The following is a 21317-nucleotide window of genomic DNA, read 5'->3' as shown; positions in this document are numbered from 1 at the left end:
CAGGACTGGAATACGCAGCGGGACTTCAGAGGTGCCGCGCCCAGCTCGCCACACCCTCGGCCATCAACTTATAAACATGCTCGAACGCCGGTCGCTGTTGGCGGTATGGATCGGGAATCTCCCGATCCTGCTGCCACTTGCCCAGCAGGAAGGTTTTTCCAGATGCCTGCGGCGCGATCTCGGCGATGCGACGCACGTGCTTGCGCTCCATGGTCAGCACCAGATCAGCGGCTCCCAGGATGGCGTCATCAATCTGGCGCGCGCGATGGGCCAGGCCATCCATGCCCTGCTCGACCAGCAGCTCCTGCGCCGTGGCATCAATGCCATGGCCAACCAGCGCACCGAGACCAGCAGAGGACACCTGGATCCCCTTGCCCTCGACCGCCTGGCGCAGCATCACTTCTGCGGAGGGACTGCGGCAGATGTTGCCGACACATACAAAAAGAACGTTCTTGAACACTGACCTGGATCCTGTGGCATTCCTTGCGGCGCGCGCGACCAGAGCACCCGAGGCCGGCGGCAGCCGAATAGCATACCTTACAAGTACATTACAGGCGATGAAATCGCCAACAGATTCATGGAATTACGTCGCAGTTCCAAAAATCGGCCACCTCAGTACGCCGATTTTTGCCCCAGCACCTTCAACGCCGTCAGCACGATGATCCGCATATCCAGCGTCGGGCTCCAGCGTCGGATGTAGTCGATGTCGTACTGCACACGCTTCTTCATCGAGCGAAGCTCCGGCGTCTCGCCACGCAACCCATGCACCTGCGCCCAGCCCGTAATGCCCGGCTTGACGTAGTGACGGTGCATGTAGCGTTCGATCACCCGCTCATAGTGGTCGTTGTGCTGGATCGCATGCGGTCGCGGCCCCACCACTGACATGTGCCCGCCCAATACATTGAAGAACTGCGGCAATTCATCCAGGCTGCTGCGGCGCAGGAAGGCGCCAAACCGGGTGACGCGCGGATCACCGCGCGTTGCCTGGGTGATCTGCCCCTGCCCCTCCGCGTGCACACGCATGGAGCGGAACTTGAGCATCCAGAACTCTTTACCGCCAAGGCCATGACGTTTCTGCTGGAAAAGCACCGGCCCCGGTGAGCTCAGCTTCACGCCGATGGCCAGCACGGCAAACAGCGGCGCCAGAAGGATCACCGCAATGCCCGCCACAACGATGTCCTCAACCCGCTTGAACAGGCGGAAGCGATGATCCACCAGACCCTGGCGCACGCCGATCATCGGCACGTCACCCACCTGGTGTACGCCGGGATTCAACGCACCCAGCCCCGTGGTATCCGGAATCAGGCGCACCGGCACCGGAAATCGCTCGATCTGCTTGAGCATGTCCTTGATCGCGGCCGCGTGCCCCATCGGCATCGACACCCAGACCTGGTCGAATTCGCCGCGGTGCTGATCCATGTACTGCGGGACGTCTTCCAGTCGCCCCAGCCGGCACGGCGCGTCCCCACCGCGACGGGTGGCGATATCGCCCGCACTGGCGAAATAGCCGATGACGTCTTTGCCAAGCTCTGGCTTCCCACGCAGCAGACGGTGCAGCCTCAAGGCAGGCGCCCGCAGCCCGACCAGCAGGATCCGCTCATGATCCATCCCGCGTGAACGCAAGCGATGCAACTGCACTCTCAGCAGTACGCGCAGTGCAGCCATGGAGCCCAAGCCAAAGGCATACCAGCCGATCAGCCAGGTAGAGGGGACCGCATCGGCAAGTCCGACCAAGACGACGTAGAGCGAGAACAACGCGAAGGTGCCAGACCAGGCCAGCAACAACAGCCAAAGATCAGCCAGAAGGCCACGGATCCGCCAGTTGCGGTACATCGGCGCTACAGAGAAGCAAACGATGGCGCTGAGGATCACCGCGCCGAACACGATGCGCTGGGAGGAATCCGGCGCGCCTGCTCCGTTCAGCAGAATGTGGGAGAGCACCGCCATACCCGGCAGCAGCAACAGATCGCCCAAGCGCAACCCCAACTCGAGGGCGGCTCGGGCCTCGACGCGGCGGCGACCCGCCCGGGCCCGCTCTGCGGGAAGGTCTTCTACTGATCCATGTAGCAAAGCACTTCTCCAATACCTGCTCGACCGGACGCCGGAGCGTCCGCGGTCACGTGCATGGACTCCCCACCCAGCACGGAAATATCGAGGCTGCGTCAATTAAATGTGGAGGGATTGTGAATGAAGTCCGAAGCAAAAGATAGGAACGTCAAGTCGGGGACTGACTGAAGATATCGTCAGGAAGTTACGTAAGTCCCTAGAATTATTGTGAATTTCATATGTGTCACAATGAGTCAATGTGCGTCATTTTGCGTCGAAATCATCCATCCACGTCCGGATCGCATGTCGGCAAATTGACAGTCTCGAGCTCACCCCACCCCGCACCGCACCAAAGCCCAGCAACCTCCCTCTGCTACCATCGGCGGTTCTGTTCATCGCGTCCCCCACCTGCCCGCGATGGCGCCAAACAACGTAACGAAACACAGGAGTCTGCATGTCTTCCGAGCTGCTCAAGTCCCTTGGCCTGGACGCGATCAACGCTGGCACGTACCTGGGCAACGGGGAGTGGTCGAGCGCGACCAGCGGTGAGCTGATCACCCCGGTCAACCCCACCACCGGCGAGCCGATCGCGCAGGTCCGCGCGACCACCGAGGCCGAGTACGAGACCGTCGTCGCCCGCGCCCAGGAAGCCTTCAAGGTCTGGCGCACCACGCCGGCCCCGCGCCGCGGCGAAGCCGTGCGCCTGTGCGGTGAAGCGCTGCGCAAGCACAAGGACGCGCTGGGTTCGCTGGTCGCCCTGGAAATGGGCAAGAGCAAGCCGGAAGGCGATGGCGAAGTGCAGGAGATGATCGACATCGCCGATTTCGCCGTGGGCCAGAGCCGCATGCTGTACGGCTACACCATGCATTCCGAGCGCCCCGGCCACCGCATGTACGAGCAGTACCACCCGCTGGGCCTGGTCGGCATCATCTCGGCCTTCAACTTCCCGGTCGCGGTGTGGAGCTGGAATTCGTTCCTGGCCGCCATCTGTGGCGACGTGTGCATCTGGAAGCCGTCCAACAAGACGCCGCTGACCGCCATCGCCTCGCTGAAGATCTGCAACGACGCCCTGCGCGAAGCCGGCTTCCCGGACATCTTCTTCCTGATCAACGATGCCGGCACCGCGCTGTCGGAGAAGTTGGTCGATGACCGTCGCGTGCCGCTGATCAGCTTCACCGGCTCGACCCAGGTCGGCCGCACCGTCAACGAGAAGGTCGCGCGCCGCCTCGGCCGCTGCCTGCTGGAGCTGGGTGGCAACAACGCCATCATCCTGGACGAAACCGCCGACCTGAAGCTGGCCGTGCCGGGCATCGTGTTCGGCGCGGTCGGTACCGCCGGCCAGCGCTGCACCACCACCCGCCGCCTGATCGTGCACAGCTCGATCTATGCCGACGTGCTGGCCACGCTGGTCAAGGCCTACAAGCAGGTCGAAGGCAAGATCGGCGACCCGACCGATGCCGCCAACCTGATGGGCCCGCTGAACAGCGATGGCGCCGTGCAGCAGTTCCTCGATGCCATCGCCCAGGCCAAGGCCGCCGGCGGCACCATCGAAACCGGCGGCACCCGCATCGATCGCGCAGGCAACTTCGTGCTGCCGGCGATCGTCTCGGGCCTGAAGAACAGCGACGCCGTGGTCCAGCATGAGACCTTCGCGCCTATCCTGTACGTGATGCCGTACGACAGCATCGACGAAGCCATCGACATGCAGAACGGCGTGCCGCAGGGCCTGTCGTCCTCGATCTTCACCCAGAACCTGAAGACCGCCGAGAAGTTCCTGTCGGCGGCCGGCAGCGACTGCGGCATCGCCAACATCAACATCGGCACGTCCGGTGCGGAGATCGGCGGTGCCTTCGGTGGCGAGAAGGACACCGGCGGTGGTCGCGAGTCCGGCTCGGATGCATGGAAGGTCTACATGCGCCGCCAGACCAACACCATCAACTACTCGGATTCGCTGCCGCTGGCCCAGGGCATCAAGTTCGACCTGTAACGCTTTCTGTAATGCCGAGCCATGCTCGGCAGGATGCGCCATGAACACCGCAGGAAATGCAGCCGAGCATGGCTCGGCTCTTCAGGCTGGCAAGCCGGTGATTGATTTCACCGGCCGCTGCGTGCTGGTCGCCGGCGGCAGCAAGGGCATTGGCCGTGAAATGGCGCTGGCGTTTGCCGGCGCCGGTGCGCGGATCTCGATCTGCGCTCGCGGCCAGGCCGGTCTGGATGCACTGCGCGCCGAAGCACAGGCACAGGGTTTCGAACTGCACACGTTTTCCGCCGATCTGGCCGATCCAAGCCAGATCCAGGCCTGGCTGCAGGCCGCCGCCGATGCGCTCGGCGGCATCGACGTGCTGGTCAACAACGCCACCGGCTACGGCATGGCCGACGACGAGGACGGCTGGGCCGCCAGCCTGCAGATCGACCTGATGGCGGCGGTTCGGACCTCTCGCCTGGCCCTGCCCTGGCTGCGCAAATCCAGCGACGCCTGCATCCTCAATCTGTCTTCGATCGCCGCGCAGCAGCCGCGTCCCGGTGGTGCGCCCTACGCCGCCGCCAAGGCCGCGCTGTCGCACTACACCACCTCGCAGGCCCTCGCGCTGGCCAAGGACCGGATTCGGGTCAATGCCATCGCACCGGGCTCGATCGAGTTCGATGACGGCCTCTGGGACCGCCGCCGCATCGAAGATCCCGCCCTGTACCACGGTACGTTGGCGAAGATTCCGTTCGGTCGCTTCGGCCACCCGCGTGAGATCGCCGATGCCGCCCTGTTCCTGTGCTCGCCGCTGGCGCGCTGGATCACCGGCCATGTGCTCAACGTGGATGGTGGCCAGGTGTTGATGGGCTGACACCGGCACTCCGGTAGTTGCCAACCTTGGTTGGCATGCCTTTCGTCGACCAAGGTCGACGCCTACCACGGCTGGAATGCGGTTCGTCGACCAAGGTCGAGGCCTACCATCGCATCCGCCGGGCATGGGATTGCCCGGGCAGAGGCACTATCATGTGCACACTGCCAAGGAGGACCCCGATGAGCGTGGCACCCCGACAGACAAGCGCCTTGGCCGTGGTCAGCCTGGTCATGGGCATCGCCAGCTGGACCGTCCTGCCCTTCGTGGCCAGCATCGTGGCCATCATCACCGGCCACATGGCCCGCGCCGAGATCCGCCGCCGCCCGCATGAACTGGAAGGCGATGGCTTGGCCGTCACCGGTCTGGCACTGGGCTGGGTGATGGTCGGCGCGGTGATCGCCGCCATCCTGGTCTTCATCCTGTTCTTCGGCGGCCTGGCCTGGCTCGCTGCGATGTCGAACTGACTGCCATGACCGCCTCCGACAGCACTGAACGCTTCAGCAGCCGCGTCGCCGATTACGTCCGCTACCGGCCCGATTACCCACCCGCGCTGCTGGAATGGCTGCACGGCCCGATGGGCGTCAGCCGCGAGGCGCTGGTCGCCGACATCGGCGCCGGTACCGGTATTTCCAGTCGCCTGTTCCTGGCCAGCGGCCATCCGCTGGTGGCGGTTGAGCCCAATGCCGCCATGCGGGGCGCGGCCGAGCAATGGCTGGCACCGCAGTACCCGCAGTTCCGCGCGGTCGACGGCCGCGCCGAGGCCACCACACTGGACGACGCCAGCATCGATCTGGTCAGTGTCGCGCAGGCCTTCCACTGGTTCGACACCGTGGCGGTGCGCGCCGAGTGGCAGCGCATCCTGCGCCCGGGTGGCCTGGCACTGATCTACTGGAATTCGCGCCTGCTCGATGCAAGTCCGTTCCTGGTCGGCTACGAACAGTTGCTGCTGGATTACGGCACCGACTACTCCGCCGTGGCCGAGCGCTACCAGGACGATGCCACCATGCAGGCCTGGTTCGGCTCCGGCCTGCGCGGCATGGTCGAGCTGCCGAACGTGCAGCACCTGGACTTCGATGCCCTGCGCGGGCGCCTGCTGTCCTCCTCCTATGCCCCGCAAGCCGGTCATCCGCGCCACGCGCCGATGATCGACGCTCTGCAGGACCTGTTCGCCGCCCACGCGGTCGACGGCCAGGTCGCTTTTGAATATCGAACCCGAGCCTTCCTCGGCACGCTGGACTGAACCGACGCATGTATTCGCTTGCCCGCCCCTTCCTGTTCTCGCTCGACGCCGAGCGCGCCCACGGCCTTGGCCTGTCCGCATTGGACCTGGCCTACCGCACCGGCACCACGCCGCTGCTGGCCGCACGCATCGCGCCGATGCCCAGCACGGTGTTCGGGTTGACCTTCCCCAATCCGGTCGGCCTGGCCGCCGGCCTGGACAAGAATGGCGAGCACATCGATGCGCTGTTCGCGCTGGGTTTCGGCTTCGTCGAAATCGGCACCATCACGCCGCGCCCGCAGGCCGGCAATCCGCAGCCGCGCCTGTTCCGCCTGCCGGAACACAACGCGATCATCAACCGCATGGGCTTCAACAATGCGGGCGTGGACGCGCTGGTGCGCAACGTCGAGCGCGCGCGCAACCGCCGCGGCCTGCTCGGCATCAACATCGGCAAGAACAAGGACACCCCGAACGAACAGGCCGTGGACGATTACATCGCCTGCCTGGACAAGGTGTACCCGCTGGCCGACTACATCACCGTCAACATCTCCTCGCCCAACACCGCCGGCCTGCGTGAACTGCAGGAAGAAACCGCGCTGCGCCAGCTGGTCAGCCAGTTGCGCGACCGCCAGGAAGATCTCGCGGCCCGCCACGGCCGCCGCGTGCCGATGCTGGTCAAGGTGGCACCCGACCTGAGCGAGCGCGACATCGATGCCGCTGCCCGCGTACTGGGCGAACTGCAGGTGGACGGCGTGATCGCCACCAACACCACCATCGATCACAGCAAGGTGGCCGGCGACCCGCTGGCCAACGAGGCCGGTGGCCTGTCCGGTGCGCCGGTGCTGGAGCAGTCCACGCTGGTACTGCGCCGCCTGCGTTCGCGGCTGCCCGAGTCGGTGCCGTTGATCGGGGTCGGCGGCATCCTGTCCGGTGCCGACGCCGTGGCCAAGATGGCTGCTGGTGCGGCCCTGGTGCAGTGCTACAGCGGCCTGATCTTCCGCGGCCCGGCCCTCGTCTCCGAATGCGTGGAGGCGATCCGTCGCCGCCGCGAAGCGCCGAGCCGCGGCGCGGTGGCCCCACTGTGAGCACACCCATGGATACCGTCGACGGCAACGCCCCGCTGCGCTGGACGCTCACCCGCAATGCGCCGCTGCAGGCCCTGAACACCTTCCATGTGCAGGCCAGCGCCGCTCAGCTGCTGGAACTGCACGATCCCACGCTGCTGCCGGAAGTGCTGGCATTGCCCGACGTGGCCAGCGGCCCGCTGCTGGTGCTGGGTGCCGGCAGCAATGTGCTGATCGCCGAGGACCTGCCGGGCACCGTGCTGGTGTTCGGTAACCGTGACATCAGCTTCCTCGAGCATCGCGCCGACCATGCCGTGATCCGCGCCGGTGCCGGTGTGCCGTGGCACGGCCTGGTGATGTGGTCGCTGCAGGAAGGCCTGTCCGGCCTGGAAAACCTCGCCCTGATTCCCGGCACCGCCGGTGCCGCGCCGATCCAGAACATCGGCGCCTATGGCGCGCAGGTCGGCGAGTTCATCCAGGCCGTCGAAGCCTGGGACTGCCAGGAACAGGCCTGGGTGCGGCTGGACAACGAACAGTGTGGCTTCGCCTACCGCGACAGCGTGTTCAAGCAGCAGATGGACCGCTACCTGATCACCGCCATCGAGCTGAAGCTGCCACTGCTGCATGACCTGCGCATGGACTACGCCGGCATCCGCGAGGAACTGCAGGCGCAGGGTGTGGAGCTGCCCAGCGCGGTCGACGTGGCCAATGCGGTGATCGCGATCCGCCGCCGCAAGCTGCCCGACCCGGATGTACTGGGCAACGCCGGCAGCTTCTTCAAGAACCCGGTGCTGCCGCTGGAACAGGTCGACGTACTGCTGCAGCACTTCCCCGAGCTGCCGGTGTTCCCGTCCGACCAGGACGGCAAGCGCAAGGTCTCGGCGGCATGGATGATCGAGTCCTGCGGCTGGAAGGGCTTCCGCGAAGGCGATGCTGGCGTGGCGCCGAGCCACGCACTGGTGCTGGTCAACCACGGCAACGCCACCGGCGCTGAACTGCTGGCGCTGGCGCGACGCATCTCTGCTTCCGTGCTGGAGAAGTTCGGCGTGCCAATCGAACCGGAGCCCCGCCTGCTCGGCGCACAGTGGTGAACACCCCCGCCCTCTCCCCCAGCGCCACCCCGATGCGGGCGGCGCTGCTGATGCTCGGCAGCACGATGGCATTCGGCCTGATGGCCGTGGCGATCCGCTATGCCACGCGCTACGTGCCCACCCAGGAAGTGGCGTTCTTCCGCAACGCCTTCGGCCTGCTGGCGTTGCTGCCGATGCTGCTGCGGCCAGGCCACGCGCCGCTGAAGACCCAACAGCTGCCGCGCTACTTCGTGCGCAGTGCGATCGGCCTGGGTTCGATGCTGTGCGCATTCTGGGCACTGGGCCACCTGCCACTAGCGCAGGCGGTGTCGCTCTCCTACTCCACGCCCCTGTTCGTCACCATCGCCGCCGTGCTGTGGCTGGGCGAGACCGTGCGCGTGCGCCGCTGGGCCGCCGTCGTCGTCGGCTTCATCGGTGTACTGGTGATCGTGCGCCCCGGTACCGCGGGCTTCACCGCTGGCAGCCTGGTGGCGGTGGGTGCGGCCGTGCTCAGTTCGCTGGTGGCGATCCAGATCAAGCAGCTGACCCGCATCGACAGCGCCGACACCGTGGTGCTTTACACGTACGTGTTCTGGGTGCCGCTGTCGCTGATCCCGGCAGTGTTCGTCTGGGTCTGGCCCACCGGCGTGGCGTGGCTGTGGCTGCTGGCCACCGGCGTGCTCGGCACCATCGGCCAGCTGCTGTGGACGCGTGCGCTGCGCCTGGGTGAAGTCTCGGCACTGACCCCGATCAGCTTCCTGCAACTGCCACTGGTGACGCTGTTCGGCTGGCTGCTGTTCAACGAAACGGTGGACCGCTGGACGATCATCGGTGCCGGCATCATCCTCGCCGCCAACGCCTACATCGCCCATCGCGAGGCCGTGCTGTCGCGCCGCGCCGCAAGCGCAGCGGCCTCGGCGGCAGCCAAGCCCGCCGAGTAGATCCGCGCCATGCGCGGATGATTCCTGTCCGCCCGATCAACGATGGCGGCACAAAGAGCTGCCGAGCGTAACTGTAGAGTCGAGCCATGCTCGACTCATCGCGCGAAGCGCGACGCCTCATCGATGGCAGGTGACGTGCATTTACAACGCCCGATACACCCGCTCCGCCGCATCGAACACATTACCCGGCGCGAACTGCTCCCCCAGGAAGTGCAGCGACTGTCGGCGCAGTTGCGGCGAACGCTCCTCGCCATCGCTGCCCAGCAGCACCTGCTGGAACTCGATCAGGTCCTGCAGGATGCGCCAGTGCCGGTACCAGGCGATCCAGCGCGGATCGCCGCGGTCGCTGCCGTAGCCGTCCTCGAAGCCCAGCGGATTCTCGCGCCCCCAGCGCCCGCCAACCGCCGCACCGATGAACATCAGGTCGCGCTCGCGCGGTGCCAGCGACAGGCCATCCCAATCGATCAGGTGCAGGCCCCCGTCATTGCCCATCAGCAGGTTGCCGGCATGCAGATCGGTGTGGCACAGGTGCAGGTCTACCGGCACGTCCTGCAAGGTCGCGAGCAGTTCCCGTGCCTGTGAATGCAGCGCCGCAATGCGCGCATGCTGCTGGTCCCATACCGAAACGAATGCGCGGCCCAGCCCGTCCTTCGCGGCCGCCAGGCCCTCGCCGGCCAACCACTGCCCGACGGTCTCCAGCGCCGCAGTTTCCAGCCGGACGATCGGCAGCGCCTGCTGCAGTTCCGCCGGCAGCTGCGCGCCGTGCAGGCGCCGCAGCACCTCACCCAGCCGTTTCCACTGGGTGCGGCTCAACGCTGCCTCGAACCCGGACTGGCCTTCCACATAAGGGAACAGGGTGAACTGCAATCCCCAACGTTGCACCGACGCACCACCGGTCAGTGCCGGCCACGGCGCGACGATCTCATCGATACCCAACGTGCCGCGCATCCAGTGCAGGCTGTCCCACACCGATGGGTCGACCTGGTAGGTGCGGCATTTCAACCACCACTGCCCGTGCCGCGCATCGACGCGATACACGCTGGCATTGGCGTCGGCGCCCACCGGGCGTGGCACCACGGCGGTGGGGGTGATGCCATAGGATTGTTGCAGGACTTCGCCGAGATGCTGCGCCGAAGCGAATGACATGGATGCAAGCGGAAAGTGTTACCTGCCGCCACTATCGCAGATGCGCTCGCCACGACACAGACATGTCCGTCACAACATCACCTCGGCACGACCAAAGAACTAGCCTGCAATACGGCGCATCACCGCCTCCAGCGGACCGCGCGCGAACTGCCATGACCACAGCCACGCCGCGCCGGTCGCCAGCATCAGGAACAGCAGCGCCCACAGCAGCACCGACGCAAGCGAGGCACTGCCATCGAGCAGGCCCAGGCTTTCCAGCGTGCCCATGCCCAGCAGGATGTGACCCACATACAGGGTCAGGGTCATGCGCCCGGCCGCGGTGAACGGCTCCAGCCAGTCGCCCGGATGTACCCGTGCCAGCCACAGGCAGGCGGCGATGACACTGCAGGCCGCGCCCGCACCAGTAAGCACGTAGGCGGGTCCCGGCGGCATCGGCTGCGTTCCCAGCCACGCCTGCCAGAGCGTTCCCTGTGCGAGCTGCTGCACGCCATGTCCAGCCGCGATCAGCAACAGGCCCAGCACCAGCAATGCATGCTGCACCCGAGGCTGCGACAACGGAAGGCGCGCCAGCAGCATGCCCAGCAGGAAGAAGCACAGCCACGGCATCAACGGGTGGAAGCCATTGAACAGCAGGTTGCGGGCCGCGCCCGGCCATTGCCACAGACCGGCGTATTCCAGCGTCTGCCAGTTCCATCCCTGGCTGTAATCCCAATGCAGCAACGCCCAGAACGAACAGGCCGCCAGGCCCACGATGCTGGCCAGCAACACCCGCGGCGAGGCACGCAGCCACAGCACTGCCAACGCGAAATACACCGCGTAGTAGTGCAGGATATCGGCCGGGAACAGGGTCCGGTTGAGCAGGCCCAGCACCATCAGGAACAGCGCGCGCCTCCAGGTCTGCACGCTGGCCGGCCACCACCCTTGCCGCTGCGTGGCCAACACCAGGCCCAAGCCAGCCAGCGTAACGAACGTCGCCGAAGCCTTGCCTTCCAGCAGATGGAAGAACCCTGCCAGCCAACCATCAGCCTCTGCCGGCACGGCCATCGCCAGACGGAAATTCACCAGCACCATGCCGGCCAGTGCCAGGTAGCGGGCCAGGTCCAGGCCGTGCAACCGCCGGTCCACGACGCTCATGCGCGTGCCCCGAGCAGCAGCGCGAGCAAGCCAAGATCCAGCGATGCTTCATCGGTGCCCTCGGCTTCGCCCAGCCCCCGACGCAGTGCGTCGCTTTCGATGGCATCCAGCAGCACCTGCGCCTGCAGTGCCGGCGCCAGTACGGGACGCCGACGTTCGCGCTGTGCCATCTGCTGCAGGGCTTCGGCCAGCGTCGCCTGCAATTGCCTGCGATTGGCCGCGAAGGCCTCGGCGACGGCCGGATTGCGTGCACTCTCGGCCAGCACCTCCACCGCAAGTGTTGCCCATTCCGGCTGCCGGCACAGCGCATGGAAGTCCTGCAGGAAGGCCATCACCTGTGTGCGTTCGCCATCGGACGCGGCCAGTCGCTGCAGCAACGGTGCCAGTTCTTCGCTCTCGGCCACCGCCACCGCAAGGATGATCGCCTCCTTGCCCGGGAAGTGGTTGTAGAGATTGCCCAGGCTGACGCCGGCCGCCTGCGCGATGTCACGCATGCTGGTCTGGTGGAATCCCTTCACGAGGAAGCACTGCAGGGCGGCCTGCAGGATCTGCGCGATGCGTTGCTCGTTGCGGTCGGCTCGGTTCATGGCGCAAATAGTGAACGAACGTTCGTCCAATTAGAAGCTGACGATCCGGCCGACGTCGGGCTCCGTTCAGCCAGCCTTGACCTCAACTGCGGTTGAGGCCCGATGCTGCGTGGCCTGTCCCACGCTCAACCCGGAGTTCCTGCATGCCACGGATGATCACCACCCTGCTCGACAGCCGCGTGCTGTGGTTCCTCGCGCGGCTGTTGCTGGCCGTGGTGTTCCTGTCCTCGGGCCTGGCCAAGCTGCTGGCGTGGGACAACAGCGTGGCCGAAATGCAGGCCGCCGGATTGCAACCGCCTGTGCTGTTCAACATCGCCAGCGCCGTGGTGCTGCTGGGCGGCGCACTGTGCCTGCTGCTCGATCGCCTGCTCTGGCTGGGCAGCGGCGCGCTGGCGGTGTTCATGCTGCTGACCATCGTCATCGTGCATACCTTCTGGAACAAGCACGGCGCCGAACAGCAGCTGGCCCTGTTCTTCGCGCTGGAACACCTGAGCGTGGTCGGTGGCCTGATCTGCGCGGCCATCGCCAGCCATGCGCGGGCTCAGAAGAACTCGTCGAGCAACCGGTAGAACGCCAGCCGGCGCTCGTCGGCAACCATGCCGTAGCGCTTGAACAGCGGCGCCACCCAACGCGTGTTGTCGAAATTGTAGACAAGGCTGCGCACGGCCAGCGCCAGGTCCTGGTAGCGGTCGGCCACACCCAGCCGGCCACAGTCGATGAAACCAGTGAAGCGGCCCCCGGCCACCATCAGGTTCGGCAGGCAGGCATCGCCATGGCTGACCACCAGGTCTTCATGGTCGGGCCGGGTACTGCACAGTTCGGCGAAGACCTGCTGTGGGCTCTGCCCCAGGCGTTCGTCATCGAAATCATCGGCATCCACCAGGCCCGCTTCAACGCGGGCCTGCGCAACCTGCACGCGCGACGCCAGTCGCTGGTCGAACGGACAGGCTGCCACCGGCAACGCATGCAGCCCGCGTAGCGCGTCGGCCAGCAGCTCCACCAGCTGCTGCGGCGCGAGCTCCGGCGACGAGGCCAGGTCGCGGCCAGGCAGCGCGCTCATCAGCAACCAGCGCCGGCCCGCCTCTTCGGCAGTGGCAATCACCGCTGGCACCGGTTGTCCCTGTGCCTGCAGCCAACGCAGGCGTGCGATCTCATCGCCCAGCTCACTGAAGGCGTCGATCACTTCCGACTTCAGGAAGGCATCGGCCTGGCCCGGCCGATGCACGCGGGAAACATCCGCACGCGACACACCGATCGATTGCCGCTCGATGCGCGCATCGGCCAATGCGTCCTGCCACGCCCACGGCAGCGGCATGTCATCAGTGATGGGTTTGGGTGCTTCCATGCCGAGGTGTTCCTGTTGCCGGTGACCCCACGGATTCTCGCTCATCCTGCATGGACCGCAGCCAACAACAACGCGGAAAGGTACATGCCCAGGCCGAACACACTGTGCGCCACCAGGCTGCGCAGGCGCGCCTTGCCCGGCGCCGGGGTCTTCGAAGCGGCAATGCCCGCGCCCATGCCCGGCTGCAGGATGAGGAACGGTGCGGCGACGCTGAGGATGCCGAAGGCCAGCGCCGGCCACAGTGTCGGCGCCTGCACCCAACCGTTCCCCACCACGGCCAGCAGCAACGCGGCGAAGACCACACCGATCACGTAATGCGCGGTCCAGCCCAGCGCGCGCTCGCCACTGACCGCAGCCGAGCGGCCGATGCCATCGTGGCGGAAGCGCCCGCGCGGCAGATGCCCCAACCAGCGGCCCACCATCGCGAAATCCAGCGAGGGAATGCCGAGCAGCCGCCGCTGCACCAGCGCCCACAGGTCCATCACAGCGGTCGCTCCCACGCCGACTACCACCGCATCCATCACGAATGTCGCCAAGCCAGCCATATCGCGCACCTTCAATTATTTGCTTGAATGATAGAGCGATGCTAGCGTGCGCCGCATGAACGCTGCAACAGAGCCACCGCTCTCACCGCTGGAAGCCTTGGCCGAAATCGCCCGCACGCTCGGCCATGCCCATCGCCTGGCCCTGCTGGAGCACATCGCCCAGGGCGAGCGCGCAGTGGAGCGCCTGGCCGAACTGACCGGGCTGTCGGTGGCCAATACCTCCCAGCATCTGCAGCAGCTGCGCCGTGCCGGCCTGGTTCAGACCCGACGCGATGGCAAGCGCATCCTCTACCGCAGTGGTGAGGGTCCGCTGGGCAACCTGCTGGCCGCGCTGCGCGACTATGCCGACCACCAGCGCGGCGAGATGCACGGCGTGATCCACGACAGCCTGCAGCGCCGCGATGCTCTGGAAGGCCTGACTGTCGAGCAGTTGCTGGAACAACGCAGCAGCGTGGTGCTGCTGGATGTGCGGCCGCGTGAGGAATTCGATCTGGGCCACTTGCCCGGCGCGCTGAACATTCCCGTTACAGAACTGCGTGCACGGATGGACGAACTGCCGCGTGCCGTCCACATTGTCGCGTACTGCCGCGGTCCCTACTGCGTGCTGTCCAACGATGCGGTGGCGATGCTGCGCGAGGCCGGACTGACCGCGCAGCGGCTCGCCGCCGGTTACCCCGAATGGAAGGCCGCCGGCCTGCAGGTGGACCTGCCCCGGCACTGAGCGAGACACCGGTCATGGATGATGTGTTTGCCCCGTTGATCGATGCGACCTGGCGCAGCGTGTTCTCCGGGCAGCGCATGCTGCAGGATGATCCGCTGCTGCAGTTGGCGTGCAGCGATGATTTCGATGAGGGCGAGGACGGCATGCTGCTGCAGCCGGTCGCGGGCCCCGCGCGCGCACTGCTGCGCCCGGCCTTGGCCGCTCGCCTGCAACTGCACGCGCAACCGCGCTGGACGCTCCCGCAGCTGCAACTGCGCCTGCAGCAGCTCGGCCAGCGCACGCATGGCGCGGATCGCGTCTTCTACTTCCCCGCCGCAGAACTTGCGGCCCTGGCCGAGCGCCCTGCACCGCCACATATCCGCCGTCTTGGCCCGGCCGACGCAGCCGCGTTCGACGGGTTCCAGGCCAGCGCGAGCGAGGAGGATCTGGATGCCGCCTGGGTCGAGCTGGACCACTGGCAGGTGTTCGGCGCCTTCGATGGCGAGCGGCTGGTTGCCGCGGGAAGCATGTACCCGTGGAGCCTGGATCCGGCCCTGGCCGACATGGGCGTGCTGACCCTTCCCGAAGCCCGCGGTCGCGGGCACGCGCGCCAGCTGGTACGCGCCATGGCCGTGTCCGCACAGACGGCCGGGCTGCAGCCGCAGTACCGTTGCCAGCTCGACAACACCGCCTCGATCATTACCGCCGAACGCAGCGGCCTGCGTGCGTTCGCCGATTGGGACACCGTTCTGGCGGTCGACTGAGGCCGCCGCAGTACAACAAGGAAGCAACATGAAATTGATGGTCATCGGCGCCAGCAGGGGCCTCGGTCGGGCGTTCGTGGAAGGCCTGTGCAGTGCAGGCGACACCGTCATCGGCGTTTCACGCAACCGACCGCGCGATATTGAATGCCCCGAGGGCGTCACCCTGCAGTGGATCGAAGCCGATCTGTCCCAGCCGACCGTGGCTGCCGACCACATCGCAGCACAGGCACCTGCCGATCTGGATGTGCTGATCCACAACCTGGGCATCTGGGAAGAGACCGCCTTCAGCGACGAGTACGCCTTCCTCGACGAAACCGATGCCGCACTCACCCAACTCGTCGACGTCAACATCACCGCGACCCTGGTGCTGCTGCAGCGCCTGCTGCCGCGGGTGCTGGGCGCACCACGCCCGCAGCTGGTGCTGACCGGCTCGACCTCGGCACTGCCACGCAGCGGCCGCCCGGAAGTGGCGTTCGGCGCATCCAAGTTCGCGCTCAACGGCATCGCCGATGCACTGCGCGAGGGCTTCCGCGATCGCCGCCTGGCGGTGACCAGCCTGCAGCTGGGCTACCTCAACACCGACGATGCACTTTCAGTGCCGGTGGCAGAGGCCGCAGCGCGCGGCGACGGCGAGCTGGTGCCGGTGCACGACGTCGTTGCGGTGGTGCGCGCGTTGCTGCAGCTGTCACCGTCCGGCTTCGTGCGCGAACTGGTGCTGCCGGCCATCGCCGACCCGCGCTACTGACCGACTCTGCGCAGGCCAGGCTCGACCTCTTCGCGCAACAGGTACCCGAGCACGATGGCGGTCAGCACGGTCGCCATCGCCAGGACAAACAGCTGGCCACGGACGGACTCCATGTATGCCTGGGCCAGCGCCGTTCTCGAAACGCCGGGCAATGCCTCCACCGCTCCGCCAAGGTCGCCCATGGACAGCCGGTGCACAGCTGCACGGGCCACGACGCCGGCTTCCAGCGCTACGCTCCCGCCAATCCGGGCAGAAAGCATGATGCCGACAAGCGCGAGGGCAATGGAATCGCCTGCCAGTCGCATTGCGTTGAAGATGCCCGCGGCCATGCCTGCCTGCTCTTTGCCAACCACGCTGACCGCCAGGCCATCCATGATCCCCCAAGGCAGACCGATGCCGATCCCGATGACCAGCATCGGCATCCAGCGCACCGAAGGTAGCTGGAACACCTGGGCCAGCCATGCGAGTCCAAGCGCGCCGATCAGCAGGCCCGCACAGCACAGCGTCCGCGCCGGAATCCAGCGCAGCAGGTAACCGGCAACCAGGGGAACAACCAGCAAGGGTGCAGACAGTGCTGCCATCGCCAGTCCAGCTTCGGTGGGCCGCAGCCCTTCAACACCGATGAACCCCGCCGGCAGCACCACCAGAAGGACGACGTACGAGAATGCAGGCGCAGCGGCGAGAATCTGCACGCCGACAAAGCGCCGGTTGCGGAACAGCCCGAGATCCAGCAGCGGTGTTCGATGGGAGCGCTCGACGGCAATGAACGCGGCCAGCAACACCATCGAGAGCGCCAGCAGTACCAGCGTCTGCGGATGCAACAGGCCGCGTTCCGGCAGCACGATCATGGCGTAGGTGAGTGACCCCAGCGCCAGCATGAAGGTGACGGCGCCCAGCCAATCCAGGCGTGGCGAACCGGTGCTCTTCGATTCGACGGATGACAGGGCGACCAACGGTACGGTCAGGGCGGCCAGCAACGCAGGCAGGAAGAACACCCATTCCCAGCCCAGCGCATCGATCAACCCGCCTGCCAGCAGCGGACCGCCTGCGGCTCCTGCACCAAAGGTGGTGCCGATCAGGCTGAACACCCTTGCCCGCGCCTCGCCGTCGAACACCTGCGCCAGCGACGCCATCGCACCGGCAAACGCAGCCGACGCCGCCATCCCCTGAAGCAGTCGCAGTGCATTGATCCACGCCACACCGGGCATCAAGGGGATCAGGCCGGTGACGAGCGCAAACGACGTGCCGCCCAGAAGCCAGATCCGGCGCCTGCCATGCAGATCGGCCAGCCCACCGGCCACCAGCGTGGTGCAGCCGTAGGTCAACAGATAAGCGTTGATGATCCAGGACAACGCCGCAGGGGAACCGCCCAGCGCGTCCCGGATGGCGGGAATGCCAACGGCGGGGCTGGCAATGCTCAACGGAATGGTGAGCGCCGTCAGGCAGCCCGCAAGCACCACTCCAATGCGTGATGATCCGGCCGTCTCAGCAGAGGCAACAGACATGTCGATGAAGCTCCAGCGTGGCCAGGCGCCACCCCATTGATGCTATCGACGACGCTATCGCCTAAGAATCCATCGTTGTGTCCGTGCTTTAATGACATGAACGTCATCAATGGCCATGTCATGGACAGCTTTGCCGGTCTCAGCCTCTTCGTTCTGGTCGCCGAGGCACGCAGCTTCGCGGCCGCAGCACGACAGCGTGGCATCACCCCTTCGGCGGCAAGCAAGACCATCGCCCGGCTGGAAGAGCGCCTGGGCGCCCGCCTGCTGAATCGCAATACCCGCAGCGTCAGCCTGACTGCCGAAGGCGAGCAGTTCCTTGAACGCTGCCGTCGCATCATGACCGAGGTCGCCGCAGCGGAGCGCGAGCTGACCGACGCCCAAGCCGCGCCCAGCGGTCGCCTGAAGGTCAGTCTTCCACTCGCCAGCGGACTGATGCTGCCGGTGCTATCGGCCTTTGCGCACCGCTTTCCCGCCATCGAACTCGACCTGCACTTCAGCGACCGTCTTGTCGATGTCATCGAGGAGGGCTTCGACGCCGTTGTCCGCACGGGCAACCCCGCCGACTCCAGGCTGCACGGCCGCAACCTCGGCAGTGCCCGCCTGCTCTGTGTGGGCGCCCCTGCGTACTTCGCCAAGCGCGGCACGCCACAGCACCCGGATGATCTGAGCGGCCACGCATGCCTCCTCCATCGCTTTCCCGGCACCGGCCTGATCGAACGTTGGCCGCTGCCCACGCATGAGGGAGGCACCGAGCTGCGGCTGACTGCCGCAATGACTGCCAATCATCTTGAGACGATCCTGCACATGGCCATCGATGGCCATGGCATTGCGTGCCTGCCCGACTTCGCCACGCGTGATGCGCTGGACCGCGGTTCGCTCGTCAGCGTTCTGGACCCATGGAGCACTGAGCGAAGCACCTTCTGGGCCCTCTGGCCAAGCCATCGCCATCAGCAGCCGCGTGTACGCGCGTTCGTGGATTTCATGGCCGAACACCTCCTGCCCGAACGCAGCCAGCGCAATTGAACCTGCGCGCTGCTGCGACTACGCTGCTCGTCACTGGCCGTCGGTCACAGGCGGGAACCTGCTATGGATGCGCTTTCACGGGTCTCGGCCCAGGTCCTGGACAGCGCCCTGCCCAGCCTGCCGCTGTACCTGCTGCAGGCCACGGCGGTGATCGGCATGATCGGCGTGCTGCTGATCGCCACCCGCCGCGCCGGGCACGCCATTGAAGGCCGTCGCCTGTATGTCGGCGTGGCGCTGGGCCTGATCTACCTGTTCAATTCCTGGTTCGTGGCCCGTTACACCCAGGGTGTGGTCAAGCTGCACCTCGGCTTCGACATCCTGCTGGTCAGTGGCCTGCTGGGCGGTTGGCGCGGCGGCCTGACCTGCCTGGCCGCCAGCCTGCTGGCGCGCTACCAGTTTGCCGGCACCCAGTATTTCCTGCCAGCCGGCCTCGAGGCCACGCTGCAGATGCTGGCCGGCGTCTGGCTGCGCAGGCGCCTGCACCCGCGCATGCTCAATGAGCTCTCGCTGCGCGTGATCCTGCAGGCCTGGGGCGTGCGTATCGCCGTCACTGCGTTGGGCCTGGCACTGGGCGTCGCAATCATCGGCGCCAATCAGCTGCCCGTGGAGGAGTTGGCAATCCAGCGGCTGCTGGCACTGCCACTATCGCTGCTGATGCTCGGCGCGGTGTTCGCGCTGGTCTACAACGATGCGCAGATCGATGCACAGCGTCAGCGCGAACAGGCCTGGCTGCGCATCGATCCGATCAGTGGCCTGCCCAACATGCGTGCACTTGGCGAACGCCTGCAACATTACTGGCGCGACAACGACGGCATCGGCAAGGCCTGCCTGATCGTGGCCGAGATGGGCAACCTGCGCGATCTGCGCCTGCGCTATGGTCCGCTGCAGGACAACGGCCTGTGGCAGCGCGACAGCACCGACGAGGTGCATCGGCTGCTGCCCTCGCTGCCAGCCGGGCAGCTGGAGATCTACCAGTTCGGCGATGCCGCGCTGGCGATCCTGGTGCGCGACCTGACCTTGTTCGAACTGCGCACGCAGCCGCAGATCACCGAGCTGGCCAGCAACCTGGCCGATCGGGTCGGCCGCGATTGGCCCGGCTTCCGGCCGCTGTTCCGCTGTGCGGTGGTCGAATTGAAGCCCCCCGCCGATGCCGACGAAGGACATCTTCCGTTCCGCGCGATCACCGTGGCGCTGAGTGCGATCGAATCCGGCGTCGTGTTCTTCGACGACCCGATCCAGCGCGACAGCGAGATCGACGCCCTGATCGAAGTCGCCCTCGAACGCTGGCTGCAGCAGGGAGATGCCCCCCTGTGCTACCAGCCCAAGCATCGCCTGCAGGATCGTCAGCTGGTCGGCGCCGAAGCACTGCTGCGCATGCGCGACGGCGAGGGCCGGCTGATCGCGCCGATGCGGGTGATCTCGCTGCTGCGCCGGCAGGGGCGGTTGGCTGAACTGGAATGGGCCACGCTGCAGTCGGCCATCCACTTCCTGCAGCAGTGCCGACGCGATGGCTCGCAGCTGAAGATCGCCGTGAACGTTTCGGCCGAGTCACTGCGCCTGCCCGACTTCGGCCTGCGCCTGCAGGAATTGCTGGCACTGCACGATGTGCCCGGCGTGATGCTGCGCCTGGAGATCGTCGAATGGACCGAGATCGTCGAGCGCGACGTGGTCGATGCCAACATCGCACAGCTGCTGGCGGCGGAGGTCACGCTGTCACTGGATGATTTCGGTGCCGGCTATTCAACCCTGATCCTGCTCTCGCAGCTGGCCATTGCCGAGGTCAAGATCGAGCAGGCGTTGATTGCCACCCTGTCCGACGCCAAGTCGCAGTCGATCGTTCGCTTCATCGTCGAAGTCGCGCATCGCTGCGGTGCGATCGTGGTGGCCGAGGGTACCGAAACCCTCGCGCAGGAACAGCAACTGCGCGCACTGGGTGTGGATGTCGGCCAGGGCTATCTGTACTCGGCGGCGCTGCCGGCCGACGAGTTCCGCCGCTTCGCCGCCAGCTAGACCGCGTAGTAACCCAGGAACATCGCCACCGCCGATTCGGCCACGCGTGCGCGCTCCTGTTCGTTCAACGGCGCCTGCCCCATCGTCACCTGTGGCCAGAATGCAAAGCTCTTCACCAGCCCGTGCAGCTGGTGGCCGGCGAACTCCGGATCGACCTGGCGCAGCCGGCCATCGGCGATTGCCGCGCGGATCCACGCACTCTCACCGCTTTCCTTCTCGCCCATGCGGCAGACGATGGCCTGCGCACGTTCCGGCGAATGGATGATCTCGGCCATCGCCACCCGCGCCAGGTCGATGAAGTTGGCATCACTGAGCAGCTCCAGCTTCTGCCCCAGCAGCTGCATCAGCTGCGCCTGCAGCGGCTGGTCGGCGCGGTACGGCAGTGCGTCGCTGGCCACGCTGCGCTCCCACAGCTCCTCCAGGATCATCGAGAACAACGCTTCCTTGCTCGGGAAGTGGTTGTAGACGGTGCGCTTGGAGACCCCGGCCACCTCGGCGATGCGGTCCATGCTGGTCGCCTCGTAGCCCGATGCACGGAACTCCTCCACCGCCGCACGCACGATGGCTTCGCGTTTGCGGTCGGTCAGGCGTTGCGGGGCACGGGACATGGCAGGAACCAGATAACTGAACGGACGA

22 protein-coding genes are annotated in these 21317 nt (G+C 66.3%); 13 read left to right on the top strand and 9 right to left on the bottom strand.

Annotation, left to right across the window (positions count from 1 at the left end):
- Nucleotides 1-25 precede the first annotated feature (25 nt).
- The gene (locus ACZK13_RS08890; RefSeq protein ID WP_346484673.1) at nucleotides 26-460 is read right to left on the bottom strand and encodes a low molecular weight protein-tyrosine-phosphatase; all 435 of its coding nucleotides are present in this window, start codon (nucleotides 458-460) and stop codon (nucleotides 26-28) included.
- A 152-nt stretch (nucleotides 461-612) separates the two neighbouring features.
- Nucleotides 613-1974 (bottom strand): undecaprenyl-phosphate glucose phosphotransferase, encoded by a 1362-nt coding sequence (locus tag ACZK13_RS08885; RefSeq protein WP_478482459.1) that lies wholly within the window; start codon nucleotides 1972-1974, stop codon nucleotides 613-615.
- Between the two features lie 526 nt (nucleotides 1975-2500).
- Here ACZK13_RS08885 and amaB point away from each other — a divergent pair.
- The 7 genes from amaB (at nucleotide 2501) to ACZK13_RS08850 (ending at nucleotide 9177) form a co-directional block, all read left to right on the top strand.
- Nucleotides 2501-4033: an L-piperidine-6-carboxylate dehydrogenase gene (amaB, locus tag ACZK13_RS08880; protein ID WP_253143620.1), complete on the top strand. Its 1533-nt coding sequence runs from the start codon at nucleotides 2501-2503 to the stop codon at nucleotides 4031-4033.
- A 40-nt stretch (nucleotides 4034-4073) separates the two neighbouring features.
- Entirely contained in the window at nucleotides 4074-4883 is an 810-nt protein-coding gene (locus ACZK13_RS08875) for an SDR family NAD(P)-dependent oxidoreductase (protein WP_478482458.1), read from the top strand.
- 179 nt (nucleotides 4884-5062) lie between these two features.
- Nucleotides 5063-5347 (top strand): DUF4190 domain-containing protein, encoded by a 285-nt coding sequence (locus ACZK13_RS08870; RefSeq protein WP_253143618.1) that lies wholly within the window; start codon nucleotides 5063-5065, stop codon nucleotides 5345-5347.
- Nucleotides 5348-5352: 5 nt separating this feature from the next.
- A complete protein-coding gene (locus ACZK13_RS08865) occupies nucleotides 5353-6123 on the top strand; it encodes a class I SAM-dependent methyltransferase (RefSeq protein ID WP_253143617.1) in 771 nt (256 codons plus the stop codon).
- An 8-nt stretch (nucleotides 6124-6131) separates the two neighbouring features.
- Nucleotides 6132-7187 carry a quinone-dependent dihydroorotate dehydrogenase gene (locus tag ACZK13_RS08860; RefSeq protein ID WP_032127499.1) on the top strand — a complete coding sequence of 352 codons (1056 nt, stop codon included), beginning with the start codon at nucleotides 6132-6134 and terminating at the stop codon, nucleotides 7185-7187.
- Nucleotides 7188-7195: 8 nt separating this feature from the next.
- Nucleotides 7196-8257 carry a UDP-N-acetylmuramate dehydrogenase gene (murB, locus tag ACZK13_RS08855; RefSeq protein ID WP_253143616.1) on the top strand — a complete coding sequence of 354 codons (1062 nt, stop codon included), beginning with the start codon at nucleotides 7196-7198 and terminating at the stop codon, nucleotides 8255-8257.
- Nucleotides 8258-8289: 32 nt separating this feature from the next.
- Nucleotides 8290-9177 (top strand): DMT family transporter, encoded by an 888-nt coding sequence (locus ACZK13_RS08850; RefSeq protein WP_125892989.1) that lies wholly within the window; start codon nucleotides 8290-8292, stop codon nucleotides 9175-9177.
- Nucleotides 9178-9318: 141 nt separating this feature from the next.
- Here the strand turns inward: ACZK13_RS08850 and ACZK13_RS08845 are convergent, their stop codons facing one another.
- From ACZK13_RS08845 to ACZK13_RS08835, 3 genes are all read right to left on the bottom strand, one after another.
- Nucleotides 9319-10323 (bottom strand): phosphotransferase, encoded by a 1005-nt coding sequence (locus tag ACZK13_RS08845; protein ID WP_478482457.1) that lies wholly within the window; start codon nucleotides 10321-10323, stop codon nucleotides 9319-9321.
- A gap of 99 nt (nucleotides 10324-10422) precedes the next feature.
- Entirely contained in the window at nucleotides 10423-11457 is a 1035-nt protein-coding gene (locus tag ACZK13_RS08840) for a DUF418 domain-containing protein (RefSeq protein ID WP_478482456.1), read from the bottom strand.
- Entirely contained in the window at nucleotides 11454-12044 is a 591-nt protein-coding gene (locus ACZK13_RS08835; protein ID WP_071228922.1) for a TetR/AcrR family transcriptional regulator, read from the bottom strand. Before ACZK13_RS08835 ends, ACZK13_RS08840 begins: the two co-directional genes overlap by 4 nt.
- A gap of 143 nt (nucleotides 12045-12187) precedes the next feature.
- Between ACZK13_RS08835 and ACZK13_RS08830 the strand changes: the two genes are divergently transcribed.
- Nucleotides 12188-12613 (top strand): DoxX family protein, encoded by a 426-nt coding sequence (locus ACZK13_RS08830; RefSeq protein ID WP_088025763.1) that lies wholly within the window; start codon nucleotides 12188-12190, stop codon nucleotides 12611-12613.
- Here the strand turns inward: ACZK13_RS08830 and ACZK13_RS08825 are convergent.
- On the bottom strand, nucleotides 12586-13389 hold the full coding sequence (locus ACZK13_RS08825; RefSeq protein WP_478482455.1) for an APH(3')-II family aminoglycoside O-phosphotransferase: 804 nt from the start codon (nucleotides 13387-13389) through the stop codon (nucleotides 12586-12588). The genes ACZK13_RS08830 and ACZK13_RS08825 overlap by 28 nt on opposite strands.
- 41 nt (nucleotides 13390-13430) lie before the next feature.
- Entirely contained in the window at nucleotides 13431-13934 is a 504-nt protein-coding gene (locus ACZK13_RS08820) for a DUF2938 domain-containing protein (RefSeq protein ID WP_180844098.1), read from the bottom strand.
- Between the two features lie 55 nt (nucleotides 13935-13989).
- Here ACZK13_RS08820 and ACZK13_RS08815 point away from each other — a divergent pair, with 55 nt between their 5' ends.
- From ACZK13_RS08815 to ACZK13_RS08805, 3 genes are read left to right on the top strand one after another with little or no spacing between them, the layout of a single operon-like run.
- On the top strand, nucleotides 13990-14655 hold the full coding sequence (locus tag ACZK13_RS08815) for an ArsR/SmtB family transcription factor (protein ID WP_478482454.1): 666 nt from the start codon (nucleotides 13990-13992) through the stop codon (nucleotides 14653-14655).
- A 14-nt stretch (nucleotides 14656-14669) separates the two neighbouring features.
- The gene (locus ACZK13_RS08810) at nucleotides 14670-15398 is read left to right on the top strand and encodes a GNAT family N-acetyltransferase (RefSeq protein WP_478482453.1); all 729 of its coding nucleotides are present in this window, start codon (nucleotides 14670-14672) and stop codon (nucleotides 15396-15398) included.
- 28 nt (nucleotides 15399-15426) lie between these two features.
- Nucleotides 15427-16143, top strand: a complete 717-nt coding sequence (locus tag ACZK13_RS08805) for an SDR family NAD(P)-dependent oxidoreductase (protein ID WP_478482452.1) — start codon at nucleotides 15427-15429, stop codon at nucleotides 16141-16143.
- Here the strand turns inward: ACZK13_RS08805 and ACZK13_RS08800 are convergent.
- On the bottom strand, nucleotides 16137-17648 hold the full coding sequence (locus tag ACZK13_RS08800; RefSeq protein ID WP_478482451.1) for an MFS transporter: 1512 nt from the start codon (nucleotides 17646-17648) through the stop codon (nucleotides 16137-16139). The genes ACZK13_RS08805 and ACZK13_RS08800 overlap by 7 nt on opposite strands.
- A 96-nt stretch (nucleotides 17649-17744) precedes the next feature.
- On the opposite strand from ACZK13_RS08800, the gene ACZK13_RS08795 reads away from it, so the two are divergent.
- Entirely contained in the window at nucleotides 17745-18671 is a 927-nt protein-coding gene (locus ACZK13_RS08795) for a LysR substrate-binding domain-containing protein (protein WP_430541999.1), read from the top strand.
- Between the two features lie 63 nt (nucleotides 18672-18734).
- A complete protein-coding gene (locus ACZK13_RS08790) occupies nucleotides 18735-20681 on the top strand; it encodes an EAL domain-containing protein (protein ID WP_049398556.1) in 1947 nt (648 codons plus the stop codon).
- On the opposite strand, the gene ACZK13_RS08785 is transcribed toward ACZK13_RS08790, so the two are convergent.
- The gene (locus tag ACZK13_RS08785) at nucleotides 20678-21289 is read right to left on the bottom strand and encodes a TetR/AcrR family transcriptional regulator (protein ID WP_049398557.1); all 612 of its coding nucleotides are present in this window, start codon (nucleotides 21287-21289) and stop codon (nucleotides 20678-20680) included. The two genes, ACZK13_RS08790 and ACZK13_RS08785, sit on opposite strands and share 4 nt — an antisense overlap.
- Between the last annotated feature and the right edge of the window lie 28 nt (nucleotides 21290-21317).

The sequence above is a fragment of the Stenotrophomonas sp. 99219_Sma genome (genome assembly GCF_056480785.1).
This window is presented reverse-complemented; position numbering and strand designations above follow the sequence as displayed.

What these genes read in the sequence shown, in the direction of transcription:
- ACZK13_RS08815 (WP_478482454.1), top strand. Translation starts at nt 13,990, where the DNA reads ATGAACGCTGCAACAGAGCCACCGCTCTCACCGCTGGAAGCCTTGGCC.
- murB (WP_253143616.1), top strand. Translation starts at nt 7,196, where the DNA reads ATGGATACCGTCGACGGCAACGCCCCGCTGCGCTGGACGCTCACCCGC.
- ACZK13_RS08875 (WP_478482458.1), top strand. Translation starts at nt 4,074, where the DNA reads ATGAACACCGCAGGAAATGCAGCCGAGCATGGCTCGGCTCTTCAGGCT.
- ACZK13_RS08825 (WP_478482455.1), bottom strand. Translation starts at nt 13,389, where the DNA reads ATGGAAGCACCCAAACCCATCACTGATGACATGCCGCTGCCGTGGGCG.
- ACZK13_RS08810 (WP_478482453.1), top strand. Translation starts at nt 14,670, where the DNA reads ATGGATGATGTGTTTGCCCCGTTGATCGATGCGACCTGGCGCAGCGTG.
- ACZK13_RS08870 (WP_253143618.1), top strand. Translation starts at nt 5,063, where the DNA reads ATGAGCGTGGCACCCCGACAGACAAGCGCCTTGGCCGTGGTCAGCCTG.
- ACZK13_RS08835 (WP_071228922.1), bottom strand. Translation starts at nt 12,044, where the DNA reads ATGAACCGAGCCGACCGCAACGAGCAACGCATCGCGCAGATCCTGCAG.
- ACZK13_RS08850 (WP_125892989.1), top strand. Translation starts at nt 8,290, where the DNA reads ATGCGGGCGGCGCTGCTGATGCTCGGCAGCACGATGGCATTCGGCCTG.
- ACZK13_RS08865 (WP_253143617.1), top strand. Translation starts at nt 5,353, where the DNA reads ATGACCGCCTCCGACAGCACTGAACGCTTCAGCAGCCGCGTCGCCGAT.
- ACZK13_RS08795 (WP_430541999.1), top strand. Translation starts at nt 17,745, where the DNA reads ATGAACGTCATCAATGGCCATGTCATGGACAGCTTTGCCGGTCTCAGC.
- ACZK13_RS08820 (WP_180844098.1), bottom strand. Translation starts at nt 13,934, where the DNA reads ATGGCTGGCTTGGCGACATTCGTGATGGATGCGGTGGTAGTCGGCGTG.
- ACZK13_RS08840 (WP_478482456.1), bottom strand. Translation starts at nt 11,457, where the DNA reads ATGAGCGTCGTGGACCGGCGGTTGCACGGCCTGGACCTGGCCCGCTAC.
- ACZK13_RS08800 (WP_478482451.1), bottom strand. Translation starts at nt 17,648, where the DNA reads ATGTCTGTTGCCTCTGCTGAGACGGCCGGATCATCACGCATTGGAGTG.
- ACZK13_RS08790 (WP_049398556.1), top strand. Translation starts at nt 18,735, where the DNA reads ATGGATGCGCTTTCACGGGTCTCGGCCCAGGTCCTGGACAGCGCCCTG.
- ACZK13_RS08860 (WP_032127499.1), top strand. Translation starts at nt 6,132, where the DNA reads ATGTATTCGCTTGCCCGCCCCTTCCTGTTCTCGCTCGACGCCGAGCGC.
- ACZK13_RS08785 (WP_049398557.1), bottom strand. Translation starts at nt 21,289, where the DNA reads ATGTCCCGTGCCCCGCAACGCCTGACCGACCGCAAACGCGAAGCCATC.
- ACZK13_RS08845 (WP_478482457.1), bottom strand. Translation starts at nt 10,323, where the DNA reads ATGTCATTCGCTTCGGCGCAGCATCTCGGCGAAGTCCTGCAACAATCC.
- amaB (WP_253143620.1), top strand. Translation starts at nt 2,501, where the DNA reads ATGTCTTCCGAGCTGCTCAAGTCCCTTGGCCTGGACGCGATCAACGCT.
- ACZK13_RS08805 (WP_478482452.1), top strand. Translation starts at nt 15,427, where the DNA reads ATGAAATTGATGGTCATCGGCGCCAGCAGGGGCCTCGGTCGGGCGTTC.
- ACZK13_RS08830 (WP_088025763.1), top strand. Translation starts at nt 12,188, where the DNA reads ATGCCACGGATGATCACCACCCTGCTCGACAGCCGCGTGCTGTGGTTC.